The sequence below is a fragment of the Flavobacterium sp. SP2 genome (assembly GCF_057626655.1).
This window is the reverse complement of the sequence record NZ_JBVHBT010000006.1, coordinates 37549-51437: the sequence shown is the minus strand read 5'-3', so window position 1 is coordinate 51437 and position 13889 is coordinate 37549. Positions and strand designations below refer to the sequence as shown.

The 13889-nt window shown below is 34.0% G+C and carries 12 protein-coding genes; 1 reads left to right on the top strand and 11 read right to left on the bottom strand.

What is annotated here, in order from left to right; all coding sequences use genetic code 11:
- The first annotated feature begins 49 nt into the window (after positions 1–49).
- Positions 50–505, top strand: a complete 456-nt coding sequence (locus ACZ098_RS12745) for a hypothetical protein (RefSeq protein ID WP_487312136.1) — start codon at positions 50–52, stop codon at positions 503–505.
- A gap of 62 nt (positions 506–567) precedes the next feature.
- On the opposite strand, the gene ACZ098_RS12740 is transcribed toward ACZ098_RS12745, so the two are convergent.
- From ACZ098_RS12740 to ACZ098_RS12690, 11 genes are all read right to left on the bottom strand, one after another.
- Complete coding sequence (locus ACZ098_RS12740) at positions 568–2325, bottom strand: aromatic amino acid hydroxylase (RefSeq protein WP_487312135.1); 1758 nt, start codon at positions 2323–2325, stop codon at positions 568–570.
- A gap of 429 nt (positions 2326–2754) precedes the next feature.
- Positions 2755–3291 (bottom strand): DUF4136 domain-containing protein, encoded by a 537-nt coding sequence (locus ACZ098_RS12735; RefSeq protein ID WP_487312134.1) that lies wholly within the window; start codon positions 3289–3291, stop codon positions 2755–2757.
- A 115-nt stretch (positions 3292–3406) separates the two neighbouring features.
- Positions 3407–5389, bottom strand: coding sequence for a urocanate hydratase (gene hutU, locus ACZ098_RS12730; RefSeq protein ID WP_487312133.1), 1983 nt, complete (start codon positions 5387–5389; stop codon positions 3407–3409).
- Positions 5390–5474: 85 nt separating this feature from the next.
- Positions 5475–5657, bottom strand: a complete 183-nt coding sequence (locus ACZ098_RS12725; protein WP_487312132.1) for a C1orf53 family protein — start codon at positions 5655–5657, stop codon at positions 5475–5477.
- Between the two features lie 356 nt (positions 5658–6013).
- Positions 6014–8404 carry a hypothetical protein gene (locus tag ACZ098_RS12720; protein WP_487312131.1) on the bottom strand — a complete coding sequence of 797 codons (2391 nt, stop codon included), beginning with the start codon at positions 8402–8404 and terminating at the stop codon, positions 6014–6016.
- 101 nt (positions 8405–8505) lie between these two features.
- On the bottom strand, positions 8506–10134 hold the full coding sequence (groL, locus tag ACZ098_RS12715; protein WP_487312130.1) for a chaperonin GroEL: 1629 nt from the start codon (positions 10132–10134) through the stop codon (positions 8506–8508).
- A 44-nt stretch (positions 10135–10178) separates the two neighbouring features.
- Complete coding sequence (locus ACZ098_RS12710; protein WP_487312129.1) at positions 10179–10454, bottom strand: co-chaperone GroES; 276 nt, start codon at positions 10452–10454, stop codon at positions 10179–10181.
- 255 nt (positions 10455–10709) lie between these two features.
- Positions 10710–11075 carry a preprotein translocase subunit SecG gene (gene secG, locus ACZ098_RS12705; RefSeq protein ID WP_487312128.1) on the bottom strand — a complete coding sequence of 122 codons (366 nt, stop codon included), beginning with the start codon at positions 11073–11075 and terminating at the stop codon, positions 10710–10712.
- A gap of 5 nt (positions 11076–11080) precedes the next feature.
- A complete protein-coding gene (locus ACZ098_RS12700; RefSeq protein WP_487312127.1) occupies positions 11081–11890 on the bottom strand; it encodes a tetratricopeptide repeat protein in 810 nt (269 codons plus the stop codon).
- Between the two features lie 70 nt (positions 11891–11960).
- Positions 11961–12464, bottom strand: coding sequence for an LptE family protein (locus ACZ098_RS12695; RefSeq protein WP_487312126.1), 504 nt, complete (start codon positions 12462–12464; stop codon positions 11961–11963).
- A gap of 66 nt (positions 12465–12530) precedes the next feature.
- On the bottom strand, positions 12531–13799 hold the full coding sequence (locus ACZ098_RS12690) for a sigma-54 interaction domain-containing protein (protein ID WP_487312125.1): 1269 nt from the start codon (positions 13797–13799) through the stop codon (positions 12531–12533).
- Between the last annotated feature and the right edge of the window lie 90 nt (positions 13800–13889).

Here is a 13889-nt window from a genome sequence, read left to right as displayed (position 1 = left end):
TTCGCCTTCAAAACTCGGTCAAGAATAACTAACTTAAAAAAATAATACGATGATTAAAACTAAATTAATTAATTATGTGATGATTGTTTTAATGACAATCAGCTCAATTTCTTGTTCTAACGATGATGATAATTCATCACCAACTGTAACGCCGCCAACAATTAGTGACGGATTCACTTGGACAATAAACGGAACAACAGCATCCAAAAATACTACAGTCACAAACTACAATTTACAAGGAAGTGCTATGAATTTGTTTGCCACACCAAACGGAACAGTTTTCGAAATTAACCTCACGGGAAGTGCGCCAGGAACATACACTTTAGGAAATGGGAATGCATTGTATTATAATATTTCTACAAGTGAAAATTTAATAAGTCCTACCTCTGGTACTGTAATAATAACCTCTTTTGCCAATAATAAAGTATCAGGAACTTTTACTGCATCAGGAACTGGAACTGGTGTTACATCCATTTCTGGAACGTTTACCAACATTGGATTATAAGCATAAAAAAATCGCCTTTTGAATTACTCAGTAGGCGATTTTTTTTATTCAATGATGTTATATTAAGCAACTACTTTTTCAAAAACCAATTCCAATCCGTTAGAAATAAGTTTCGCAATTTCTGGACGACTTTCTTTCAGTTTTTCCAAATGAATCAATACTTCTTGCATCAATTCATTATCAGTACTTGATGTTAATAGTTCAGCAATTTCTATCGATAATAACCAGTCTTTAGGGTGGTTTAGTTTTACATTCAGAAAAATATTCCTAAGCGATTCGTTATGATCGTTTCCTTCGCGAATCATTCGAACCGATTTGTATAACGCTTCCAAGTCTTCTCTTTCTTCAGATTTTTTTGCTTTTATAGTTTGAGAACTTGGCACATGAGTGATCATGTCGAAACTATTTACATCTGCTGGGCCAGAAAATGCCGAAATTACTTTCTTACCAACTGCCATGTCGTAAATTCCCCAATCGGGCTGAAATAAAACGGTGTCGTTGTGAGTAACAGTACAATTTTTAAAACTGATTATGATAATTTCACCTCTCAAATTTCGTGAACCAGTAATAATTTCGCCTGAAACGGTTATATTTCCTTCAAATTCCAATGTTACAACTTCGGTTTCATATATGTTGTAAGCACGTAAATCTCGTGGACTCATATCCTCTATGGCCAAATTGATACCTTTCAGTTTTCCAATTGGAGAACCAAAACCATCAGGATGCGTTGTAGTTCCGTGACCAACTAGCTCTTTTTCTCTGTAAGACAACGCCGTTTTTCCGGTTGTTTGAACATATATTGGTTTGCCTTCGTCTTCGATAACATTAGTAAAAACGCCAGAAATTTGCAATCCAGTACTCAACTCAATTGTTCCTAAAGCGTTAGATTGTATTAATTTTTTTAACCCAGATAATCCGCCAGTTCGAAGTGCCATTGTATTGGCAAACTCTTCCAAAACCTGACTTAAATGAGCAAAATCTGGTGTCACATAAAGTTGAGGTTGTGGTTTGGTAATATCAAAACTTTGATCGGCAGCCGAAATATCATAAGGAATTTTCGTTACTTCATCAGTCATACACCAAGCGCTTTCACCAATTGATGATAGCAAACCTGCTCCATAAATCTTCGGATTTTCTACCGTTCCAATTAGTCCGTATTCTACTGTCCACCAATGTAAGTTTCTTATGCGCGCCATTTCAGAAAGTTCACCCATATTATTTTGCAAATAATCTACTTGCTTCTCAGCCGCCTCGATTTCTTCTTGTGGCGTTCCTTCAGCTTCTTTAATTATCGATAACAATCGTACTGCTTCGTACATTTCATAATCGCGATGCGATGAAATAGCTTTGCAGCCAATTTCTCCAAAACGACGCAAATATTCTGCATATTCAGGATTCGCAATAATTGGTGCGTGTCCTGCGCCTTCGTGAATAATATCTGGAGCTGGAGTATATTCTATATGTTCTAGTTGACGAATATCACTGGCAATTACAAGTACATTGTATGCCTGAAATTCCATGAAAGCATTGGGTGGAATAAATCCATCCACAGCTACAGCAGCCCAACCAATTTCTTTCAAAATTCGGTTCATTCCATACATATTCGGGATATTATCCACTTCTAAACCCGTTTTTTTCAGTCCGTCTAAATAGGAATTATGAGCAACTTTGGACAAATAATTCACATTTTTGCGCATCACATAACGCCAAACTGCTTGGTTTATCGGAGTATAATCAGTATAATCTTGGGGTTTTATAAACTGTTTTAAATGCTTCGGAAGTCTGTCAATCAACGGATTGCTTTCAAAATGGGTTTCCATAATTCAAATAATATCTGTTGTTGTAAAGGTAATGATTTTTTTTGAAGCAACTTCCAGCTTTTCATTGCAAGTTTTTACTTCATTGTCAACAATTTTAAAGAACTACAAGAGCTTCCGTTGGTCGCTTTCTAGTTCTAAAAATTGTAAAGACAACGAAGTAAAAAGTTTTCCATTACACTCTGGGCTACTAACTTTTGCATCGATGAACTTTTTAGTTGAAATTGACCAACTTAAATTCTTTGAAATTTTGCCTCTCTTCAATACAAAACTTAACTAACCCTGATAGGAGCAACTACCTTGTAGTGCGGATAGCAGGAATTACGAAAATAGAAATTCTAAAGCCATTCGTTTCAAATAAAAAACCGCAACATTTCGGTTACGGTTTTCTTAATTTTTATGTAAAACTGCAGACTGAAATCTGCAAACTGATTACTTTTTTACTGGTGGATATTGTGCTAGAATTTTAGAAACAAACTCTTTCACAACAGCATCTTTTTTATCAACATTTTTAGTTAATGTTCCTTCGCCTTCGCCTTGCCAGATAAGTTCTTTTTTCTTGGCATCAATTAAGTCGATAAACAATGTTCCTTCGGTATATCGATTAACACTAGTAGAGTTTCCGCCAAAGAAAAACGGATTCCATCCAAATCCCCAACCGTAACCCCAGCCAGCATTGAATTGGTTTACATCAACTTGTTCTCTCTCTTTAGTGAAAATATTCACCAACAAATCTGGTGTTTCGCTTTTAGTAAAACCTTTGGCAAGCATTTGTTCGTCTATGGCTTTCAGAATTCTTCTTTTATCTAGATCTGAAATTTCGACTTTGTCAACACCACTTTTTAAATACGCATAGGTTTTGTATTGATTAAAATCGACATTTTTGTCGTAATCTGAATACACTCTAACAGAACTGCATGAAGCAAAAACAAAGAGTAGGAGTACTGGTAAAAATTTAATTGTTTTCATAGTAATTTATATTAGATTTTTAGATCGTTAGATTTTTGATTATCGGAATTTAAACGTCTAGAAATTTGATATTATTAGATTAAAAAAACAAACAAAATCTAAATTATCTAACAATCTAAAAGTCCAATAATCCTTCTTCAACTATATTAGGGATGGTAACTTTCAATAAAGGTTGCGTCTCCATAGCTCTTTTTATTGCAAAAATTGCTCCTTCGTTTCTTGCCCAACTTCTTCTTGAAATTCCGTTATTTACATCCCAGAAAAGCATTGATTCTAAACGTTTTGATGCTTCTTTACTTCCATCAAGAACCATACCAAATCCACCATTTATTACTTCGCCCCAACCAACGCCACCACCATTGTGAATGGAAACCCAAGTTGCGCCGCGAAAGCTATCGCCAATAACGTTTTGGATGGCCATATCGGCTGTAAATCGTGAACCGTCATAGATGTTTGATGTTTCTCTGTATGGCGAATCGGTTCCAGAAACATCATGGTGATCGCGACCTAGAATTATATATCCAATTTCTCCTTTTGCAATGGCTTGATTGAAAGCTTCGGCGATTTTGATTCGTCCTTCAGCATCGGCGTACAGAATTCTCGCTTGTGATCCAACCACTAATTGATTTTCTTGAGCACCTTTTATCCATTGGATATTATCGGCCATTTGCTGTTGGATTTCTTCAGGCGAATTTTTCATCATTTCTTCCAGAACATCACAGGCAATTTTGTCGGTTTTTACTAAATCTTCAGGATTTCCTGAAGCGCATACCCAACGGAAAGGACCAAAACCGTAATCGAAACACATTGGTCCCATAATATCTTGAACGTAGCTGTTGTATTTAAAATCAATATGATTTTCTGCAAAAACATCGGCTCCAGCGCGAGAAGCTTCTAATAAAAAAGCATTTCCGTAATCGAAGAAATACGTTCCTTTTTCGGTATGTTTATTAATTGCAGTTGCATGGCGACGTAACGTTTTTTGAACTTCTTCTTTAAATTTATCTGGATTATTAGCCATTAAATCATTAGATTCTTCAAAAGTATATCCAATTGGATAGTAACCTCCAGCCCAAGGATTGTGTAATGAAGTTTGATCAGAACCTAAATCGATTTGCAGATTTTCTTGGTCGAAGCGTTCCCAAACATCGACTACATTTCCAAGATAAGCAATAGAAACGACTTCGTTATTTTCTAAGGCGCTTTTAACCCTTGGAACTAATTGGTCAATATTTTCAATCACTTCATTAATCCAACCTTGTGAATGACGAATGTGCGTAATTTTCGGATTTACTTCGGCACAAACGGTAACGCAACCTGCAATATTTCCTGCTTTGGGTTGTGCACCAGACATTCCGCCTAATCCGGAAGTTACAAATAAACCACCTTTTGGAGCTTTTTTTATTTTTCTGAATCCGTTTAAAACGGTGATTGTAGTTCCGTGAACAATTCCTTGCGGACCGATGTACATATAACTTCCAGCGGTCATTTGTCCGTATTGGGAAACTCCTAAAGCATTCATTTTTTCCCAGTCATCGGGTTTGGAGTAGTTTGGAATGACCATACCATTAGTAACAACCACTCTTGGCGCTTCTTTATGAGACGGAAACAATCCCATTGGATGACCAGAATACATGGCTAACGTTTGTTCTTCGGTCATTTCTGCCAAATATTTCATCGTCAATAAATACTGAGCCCAATTTTGAAAAACAGCACCATTTCCACCATAAGTGATTAACTCGTGAGGATGTTGAGCAACGGCGTAATCCAAATTATTTTGAATCATCAACATGATGGCTTTTGCTTGTTCGCATTTTCCTGGATATTCGGATATTGGACGTGCGTATATTTTGTAATCAGGACGAAATCGATACATGTAGATTCTTCCGTAGGTTTCTAATTCGGCTTTGAATTCAGGAAGTAATTCGGCATGATGTTTTGTATCAAAATAACGTAAAGCATTTTTTAAAGCCAATTTTTTTTCTTCTTGTGAAAGAATTTCTTTTCGCTTTGGTGCATGATTTATTTCGGCCTCATAAGGTTTTGGATTTGGTAAAACCGATGGAATTCCTTGTAGTATTTGTTCTTGAAAGGTCATTTTTTGGACTTCTTAGATTGTTAGATTGATAGATTTTTGGACTTCTTAGAAAGCTAGATTTTAAATATTCAAATTTCCAAAAGTTCTAATTTGACTTTTTTATGTTTCCTGTTTTTTTATCAAATCCGTATGGACAATGACGGCAGCCGCTTTTGCAACAATAGCCACGTTTTAAGTGGTGTTTTTCGGTAAAACAGCGGTAACCTTCTGGAGTTAGATAATAATCTTCACCTTCGATTAATTTATTTTCGTCTTTATCTTTAAACATAGATACAAATTTAGCAACTTTGCAGAACATATGATACTAATTGTTTTTAAATATTTAACACCGAAAGGTTTTCGAGGAATTACTTTTTTCCCTTTTGTTTTTTTGGCAGATAAGGATGATAAGCTAAATTTGGTTTTCATCAATCATGAAAAAATTCATATCAGACAACAGTTGGAGTTGCTAGTTTTACCATTTTATGTTTTGTATTTATTAGAATATTTATTTCGATTAGCTCAATATAGAGATAGAAAAAAAGCTTATTTTAATATCTCCTTTGAACGTGAAGCTTATGCAAATGAAAAAGACCTAAACTATTTAAAGAAAAGGTCTTTTTGGAATTTTTGCAGCTATTTTTTTTAGTCTATTTGAATGGTTTTTGTTTCTGAAAAGAGTGTTCCATTGCTTGAAATTCCTTCTATGACAATTTTTACGCTTTGCTGATTGAGGTTAGGGATGTTAAATTTAAAAGTGCCTTGCTCAGTTGTATTTACATTTGGTATCCAATGTATTGTGCCATAAGTTAGAAAACTTTGATCTTGAAAATTGGTGTAAGCAGGATTTTTGTATTCTTTGTAGGCTTGAAATCCGTCGGCGACTAATAAAGGTTTTGATTTAATTTTTATATAACTGTCTTGGTTTCCAGTAGGTGTTTTGGAGTAGATACGAATCGTACCATTTGCTCCAGTACTTCCTCCTCCATAACCTAATCTACTGATGTAAATTTCGTCTACATTTTGCAAACTGTAATATTGTAATTGTGTAAAATCGGTTATTGGAATATCATCTAAAAATACAGTTGGACTGTTGTCGTCTTGAAATGAGGTAGGTCCAAGGTCTTGAAATGAGGTAGCTCCAACTCGAGTGATATATACCGCAGCGCCGTTGGTAATTACAGTAAATCCGTGACTTTGTATAAAACCAAATAAATCATTAAATGTTGCGGCTGCTGTTGCGTCTATCTTGTAACCTTTTGCAACTGAATTATTATATTTTTTAGTGTTGGAAAGTAGCTCCTGTTTTATAATTGTCTTTTTTATCGTGATATTATCCAATAATATTGAATTAGCAATTACAGGAAAAGGAATATCACTCAATAAATTACTGTTATCAACGTTACAATATTCATATTTCGGGATAAATATTTTATTAAACTTGCGTTTGTTGTTCAAAAGTTGTGTATATACATTCAATTCAGTTGTTTTGTCGTTTTGATTTAGCAATGAAAAGTGTATCGATGTGGAGTCTACCGCATAAACATGATCAAAAACAAACTCATTTTTAGTGTTAACTTCTGTTGATTCGTTTAAACCAATAGTGTAAGAAGTCATATTTATTTTGTATTTCTTATTGGGAGTAAGAGTATTATTTATACTACCTTTTATAGTTATTCCTGCATCAAATAGGTGTTTTTTAACAGGAGGATTTTTTAAAATGTTAGTAAAGTCGTATTTGGATTTTTGAAAAAGCATGAGGTTATCTAGTTCATATTGCTTGGCACGAGTAATATCTTTTAAGTAATAGGATAGGTTTCGGATGTCGTCTAGTAAATTGCTTTCAATTAAAAATGTATTCAGAATTGTTTTTTCAGGATTTTCGGACAATGTATTTGACGGTAGTACTGAAATACTTAAGTTACTTAATGGCATGTCTGAAATACCGGTAAAAGTTATAGAATCTTTATTTTTGCTATTTAAAGTGAGTTCTAATTTGTCAGGTAGTGAAAAGTAGTTGTATATATTTCGCTCTGCAATTTGTTTTTTCTCAACATTCAATAATCTGATTGTATTTACTCCATTATTGAAGTAGTTATTTGGTAAAATGATATTTTTTTCAGTTTGGTTTTTCTCAAATAGTATTGGTAAATGTGTTACTGCGTCGTTTTGTTGAATTAGTAATGTTAAATTGTTGATGTTTTCGTTATTACTATTATTTGTTTGTATTTTTATTGATGTTTTATCTTTTATTGTAAAATTATTCACAGATAATTTGATGCCATTACTACTTGATAATGGAAGTTCTTTTTCGATTTTTTGGTTGTTGATAATAAAAGAAATTCTATATTTTTCGCCATTTTTTGGTGTGAGTTCAAACCTACTAAACCCAATTTTATTAGTGCTAAACGTGACAATTTTTTCGTTTTTAGAATTTAAAACTTCGATGTCCTGAACTGCGATGCCATTGTTGTTACAATCACTAATTTTTACTCCGAGTGTATTTGCAATTCCGTCAAGAAAAACATTACTTTCGGGTGTAATATTTACTAGTATTTTTTCATAATTTATAATATTGAAATTAGTCAAATTGCTGTCTCCTGTATTGGCTATCTGAATGGGAATTATAGTAGACTCGTCTTCACTAAAGTTGTTCATAAAATTCGTGAAGACTTGTAAATAGTACCGTCCTGATTTCAAGTTAGAATTTAAACTGTAATAGCCATTAAAAGTGCTGTTTTCGGCAAAATATAATTGTGAAGAAATTATAGTTCCTTTTTCGTCTAAAAGATTGATGAAAACATTGGTTGTAGCAAAAAAAGGCAACTTACTCTTTTTTTCAATTATGTAGCCTTTAAACCAAATTTTCTCATCGGTTAAGTAGGTGTTTTTATTCAGATGGAGGTGAATGGTTTCCCTATCTAAAGAAAAGTAATTAGCAACGGAATTGGAGATTTCATCATTACTTTTTAAGGTGTCATTTTGCGAAAAAGACGATGCGAAAGAAAAAATTAGAAGCCAGATTATTATTTTCATTTCTATTATTATTTTGTACTAATGTAATAATTTTCTTTAAAAAAAAAGAGTTACCAATAAATAAATATTGGTAACTCTTAAAGTTTTTTTGTGAATAATGATTACATCATTCCTGGCATGCCACCACCCATTGGGCTTCCGGCTGTATTTTCATCTTTAATTTCTATTAATGCACATTCTGTAGTAAGAATCATTCCTGCAACTGATGCTGCATTTTCTAACGCTACACGTGTTACTTTTTTAGGGTCGATAATACCAGCTTTCAGCATGTCTACATATTCGTCAGTTTTAGCATTGTAACCAAAGTTTTCTTTACCTTCCGATACTTTAGCAACAACTACTGATCCTTCTAAACCTGCATTTTCTACAATTGTTCTTAAAGGCGATTCTACTGCACGAGAAACAATTTGAATACCTGTAGCTTCATCGGCATTATCTGCTTTTATAGCCGCCAAAACTGATTTTGCTCGTAAAAGTGCAACACCACCACCAGCTACAATTCCTTCTTCAACTGCGGCACGAGTTGCGTGTAAAGCATCGTCAACACGGTCTTTTTTCTCTTTCATTTCTACTTCTGAAGCGGCACCAACATAAAGTACAGCAACACCACCAGCTAATTTAGCCAAACGTTCTTGCAATTTTTCTTTATCGTAATCAGAAGTGGTAGTTTCCATCTGACCTTTAATTTGGTTTACACGATTTTTAATCATGTCAGCTTGTCCAGCACCATTTACAATTGTAGTATTGTCTTTATCGATAGCAATTTTTTCTGCTGTTCCAAGCATTTCTAAAGTGGCATTTTCTAGTGTATATCCACTTTCTTCTGCAATTACAGTTCCACCAGTTAAGATGGCAATATCTTCTAACATTGCTTTTCTTCGGTCACCAAAACCTGGTGCTTTTACAGCAGCAATTTTTAAGGCACCACGCAACTTATTTACAACTAAAGTTGATAATGCTTCACCATCAACGTCTTCTGCAATGATTAATAATGGTTTACCCGACTGTGCTACTGGTTCTAAAACTGGAAGTAATTCTTTTAAAGAAGATACTTTTTTGTCGTATAAAAGAATGTAAGGATTTTCTAATTCTACATTCATTTTCTCTGGATTGGTAACGAAATATGGAGATAAATATCCTCTGTCAAATTGCATACCTTCTACAACATCGACGTAAGTTTCGGTTCCTTTTGCTTCTTCAACTGTAATTACACCTTCTTTACCAACTTTACCAAAAGCTTTAGCAATTAAATCACCAATTACTTCGTCGTTGTTTGCAGAGATTGATGCTACCTGTTTTATTTTTTCCGAAGATGAACCTACTTCTTGCGCTTGTTTTCCAAGATCAGCAACTATGGCTTCTACTGCTTTGTCAATTCCGCGTTTTAAGTCCATCGGATTGGCACCTGCTGCAACGTTTTTCAATCCTTCTTTTACTATTGCTTGTGCAAGAACAGTTGCAGTTGTAGTTCCGTCTCCAGCTAAATCATTAGTTTTAGACGCTACTTCTTTTACCATTTGCGCACCCATGTTTTCTAATGGATCTTTTAATTCTATTTCTTTTGCTACAGAAACTCCATCTTTAGTAACTGTTGGTCCGCCAAAAGCTTTAGAAATTATTACGTTTCTTCCTTTTGGTCCAAGTGTTACTTTCACTGCATTAGCTAACGCATCTACACCACGTTTTAATCCGTCACGTGCTTCTATATCGAATTTTATATCTTTTGCCATTTGTTTGGTTTATTTTAATAATTAATTATTCAAATTTTGGTTAATTAAATAATTGCAAGAATGTCGTCTTCTCTCATTATCAAATAGTCTTTTCCTTCTAATTTTAAATCGGTTCCAGCATATTTTCCGTACAAAACGGTATCACCAACTTTTACGGTCATTGGTTCGTCTTTTTTTCCGTTTCCAACTGCAAGAACAATTCCTTTTTGTGGTTTTTCTTTTGCAGTATCTGGTATAAAAATTCCTGATGCTGTTTGAGTTTCGGCAGCTGCTGGCTCAACGATAACTCGGTCTGAAAGCGGTTTAATGTTTAATGCCATAATAGGTATATTTTAGTTTTTTTATGTTTGCTTATTACTTTTCAGAAATTGTGCCAATTGAATGAAACTGCCATTTTTTCAGATTTATTTTAGGTAAGACAAAAATTATCTAGCCCTGATGGCAATGAAAACCGATTTTTTTATCGGTTGTAATGGACAGCAGGAATAGGCATTGTTGAAAAAGCCCAAGCCATTCGCTTCTAATTAAAAAAAAATCCCGATTGCTCGAGATTTTAATTTATGGTATTGTTTAGATTATTTTTTATCCGTTGCTGGCGCTACTGGTGTAGTTTCTGCTGGAGTTGTTGTTGTTTTTGGCGCTGCTGGAGTTGCCGCTTTTGGCGCTTCAGTAGCAGCATCTTTGATTATTTTGGAATCGGTATCGCTAAGACTTCCTGTAAAGCTAAGGCTTGATAATAGTATTAAAGCAATTAACGCTGTTGAAAGAACCCATGTACTTTTATCTAAAAAGTCGGTTGTTTTTTGAACCCCACCAAGTGTCGATGAACTTCCAAATGTTGATGATAAGCCTCCACCTTTAGGGTTTTGAACCATGATTACTACGATTAATAAGAAACAAACGATTGTTATTAATACTAAGAAGATTGTAAATGTACTCATTGTTTTTAACTATTATTTTGTTGTAAATTTTTTATATCTAAAATTCGGTTTGCAAAGAAACTACTTTTTTCTGGATATTTCAAAATTAATATTTCATATGCTTGAATTGCACGTTGGTATTTTTTTTGTTCCAGATATACTTTGGCTAAAGTCTCTGTCATGAGATAGGATTTATCTTCCATAACAGGTTCTTTGATTATTGGTTTAGCTTCTTTATTTATTTGCGGAATTTTAGGATTTAACTCAATGAACTTGTCTATTAATTCCAATTTCTTTTTCTTTTCTGGATTGTCTTCTAAGCTGGTATCAGTGGCTCTTTCGATTGGTTTTATCCTTGATAGTTGCAACCATTCTTGAAAAGAGTGCGTTTCTTGTGAAGTGAATTCTAATGGTTTTCCTATTTCTAGTTTTTCTTCAATAGAAGTTGTTTCTGCATTTTGTATCGAAGTTACTATTGATTGATGTAAAGTATCTATTGGAGTAACTTCAGATCTAATTTCGATAACTTCACTTTCTACTACATTTATATCTAATAATTCTGCGATTTTTTGATCGTAAAAATTATTTTGGATAGTTGTAAAATTGTTTGAAGTAATAAAATCAAACAAAACAGTACGGTCTGCAGTATATGCAGCTGCAACTTTTAATGCGTAATTGTATTTAAAGCTGTCTTGATTGTATAAGTGTTTTAAACGCAAAACTCTTGCCGATTGAAAATAGGGAAACTCTTCGATTATTTTTTCTAATGCACTATTTTGACGCTCGTTAATGGCATCTGGTTTGTTAATTAGATAAGTAAAATCGGTTAGGTTCATATTGTGTTGGTTTGGTAATTTTTGAAGTTAATTATTTAGTACAATACAGCTAAATATAAAACTTACTATTTTACCACTTTGCAAGCGATTCGTTGAAAACATCTTGTGTAATTCTTGTGAAAATTTCGTCTAAAGCTGTTGTGAGTTGTGAACCAACTAACTGTGTTGATCCATCATAGTCGTAATAAAAAGAAAATGGTTTTTCGAAATTGTCTTCTTCTTTGTTTTTATTTACAAATCTAACATTGACTGTTATTGTAAGTCGGTTTTGCGCTGCTCTTTGATCGGCCGTTGCCGTCATTGGAGTAATTCTGTAACTTGTTATTTCGCCATCATAAAATAAATCTCCGTTGGAATTAGTAAGATTTAAATTGGTTTGGTTTTGAATAATTTCTTGAAGTTCTAGTGTGAAGGTTCTTTCGATTCCTGGTTCTACTAAATCGGCATTATTTTGAAAATAGTTTACTTGAAACGTTTTGGCATTTATAGGTTTTGCACCTGTAAAATTATAAGGTCCACAGCTGTTAAGTGTTGCAGCGACGAATAGTAAAAGTAAAAGATTGATTTTTTTCATCTGATATTTAAAAAGTCAAAGATATTATTTTCTGTAGGTTAATGGTAAATTTTAATTATCAATTAACTATAAATCGTATTGTTTTATTTTTCTATACAGCGTTCGTTCAGAAATTCCTAGTTCATCGGCAGCAGCTTTTCGTTTGCCTTTGTTGCGGTCTAACGATTTTTTTATTAGTTCAATTTCTTTGGCTTCAAGGCTTAATGTTTCTATTTCTTCAATTGTTTCTGCAAATAAATAGTTGTTAGAATCGTCGTCGTCATCAAATTCTTCTACTTGTACATCGTTATCCATTTTTACAGCAGGTGTAAATCGTGTATTTTCTTCGAATTCGGTTGTTAGTTCTTCTTTTTGACCGTAAATTTTCTGAATTAAATTGGTGTTTATCTCTTGAACTTTGGCTGAACCATTTTTCATTAACTCTAAAGTCAATTTCTTCAAATCGTTCAAATCGCTTTTCATGTCAAATAATACTTTGTACAAAATATCACGTTCAGTAGAAAAATCGCTTTCGCTTTTCTTGTCTTTGATTACGCTAGGCAAATGGTTACCATCTTGCGGTAAATAGGACATCAACGTTTGTAACGAAATGTCACGTTTAGTTTCAAGAACCGAAATTTGTTCAGCCGCATTTCGCAACTGACGTATGTTTCCGCTCCAACGGTATTTTAGAAGATAGGGAATTGCCTCGTCTTCTAGCTTAATTGCTGGCATTTTGTATTTGTGCGCGAAATCGGCTGCAAATTTTCTGAACAACAAATGAATGTCATCTTTTCGGTCGCGCAATGGAGGTAAAAGAATGTCAACAGTACTTAATCTGTAATATAAATCTTCACGAAATTTTCCCTTTTCGATGGCGTCAAACATATTTACGTTGGTTGCAGCCACAATTCGAACATTTGTTTTTTGAACTTGCGATGAACCCACTTTTATGAATTCCCCATTTTCTAAAACACGAAGCAAACGCACTTGGGTAGTTAGAGGCAATTCGCCAACTTCATCAAGAAAAATGGTTCCGCCATCGGCAACTTCAAAATACCCTTCACGCGTGGATGTTGCGCCGGTAAACGAACCTTTTTCGTGTCCGAATAACTCACTGTCAATTGTTCCTTCTGGAATGGCACCACAGTTTACCGCGATGTATTTTCCATGTTTTCTATGCGAAAGCGAATGTATTATTTTTGGAATACTTTCTTTTCCAACTCCACTTTCTCCCACAACTAATACTGAAATATCAGTAGGAGCAACCTGAATGGCTTTTTCTACGGCACGATTGAGCTTAGGATCGTTTCCTATAATTTCGAATCGTTGTTTTATTGATTGTACTGTTTCCATTTATGCTGAATTTATTTCAGTATCTTTTATTTGTTTATTGCCACAGATCCACAGATTTTTTTGCTTAATAAATCTGTGAATCTGCGGCTA

Bases quoted from the DNA above. Each gene is read 5' to 3' on its own strand.
- ACZ098_RS12745 (WP_487312136.1), top strand. From the start codon at position 50: ATGATTAAAACTAAATTAATTAATTATGTGATGATTGTTTTAATGACA.
- ACZ098_RS12740 (WP_487312135.1), bottom strand. From the start codon at position 2,325: ATGGAAACCCATTTTGAAAGCAATCCGTTGATTGACAGACTTCCGAAG.
- ACZ098_RS12735 (WP_487312134.1), bottom strand. From the start codon at position 3,291: ATGAAAACAATTAAATTTTTACCAGTACTCCTACTCTTTGTTTTTGCT.
- hutU (WP_487312133.1), bottom strand. From the start codon at position 5,389: ATGACCTTTCAAGAACAAATACTACAAGGAATTCCATCGGTTTTACCA.
- ACZ098_RS12725 (WP_487312132.1), bottom strand. From the start codon at position 5,657: ATGTTTAAAGATAAAGACGAAAATAAATTAATCGAAGGTGAAGATTAT.
- ACZ098_RS12720 (WP_487312131.1), bottom strand. From the start codon at position 8,404: ATGAAAATAATAATCTGGCTTCTAATTTTTTCTTTCGCATCGTCTTTT.
- groL (WP_487312130.1), bottom strand. From the start codon at position 10,134: ATGGCAAAAGATATAAAATTCGATATAGAAGCACGTGACGGATTAAAA.
- ACZ098_RS12710 (WP_487312129.1), bottom strand. From the start codon at position 10,454: ATGGCATTAAACATTAAACCGCTTTCAGACCGAGTTATCGTTGAGCCA.
- secG (WP_487312128.1), bottom strand. From the start codon at position 11,075: ATGAGTACATTTACAATCTTCTTAGTATTAATAACAATCGTTTGTTTC.
- ACZ098_RS12700 (WP_487312127.1), bottom strand. From the start codon at position 11,890: ATGAACCTAACCGATTTTACTTATCTAATTAACAAACCAGATGCCATT.
- ACZ098_RS12695 (WP_487312126.1), bottom strand. From the start codon at position 12,464: ATGAAAAAAATCAATCTTTTACTTTTACTATTCGTCGCTGCAACACTT.
- ACZ098_RS12690 (WP_487312125.1), bottom strand. From the start codon at position 13,799: ATGGAAACAGTACAATCAATAAAACAACGATTCGAAATTATAGGAAAC.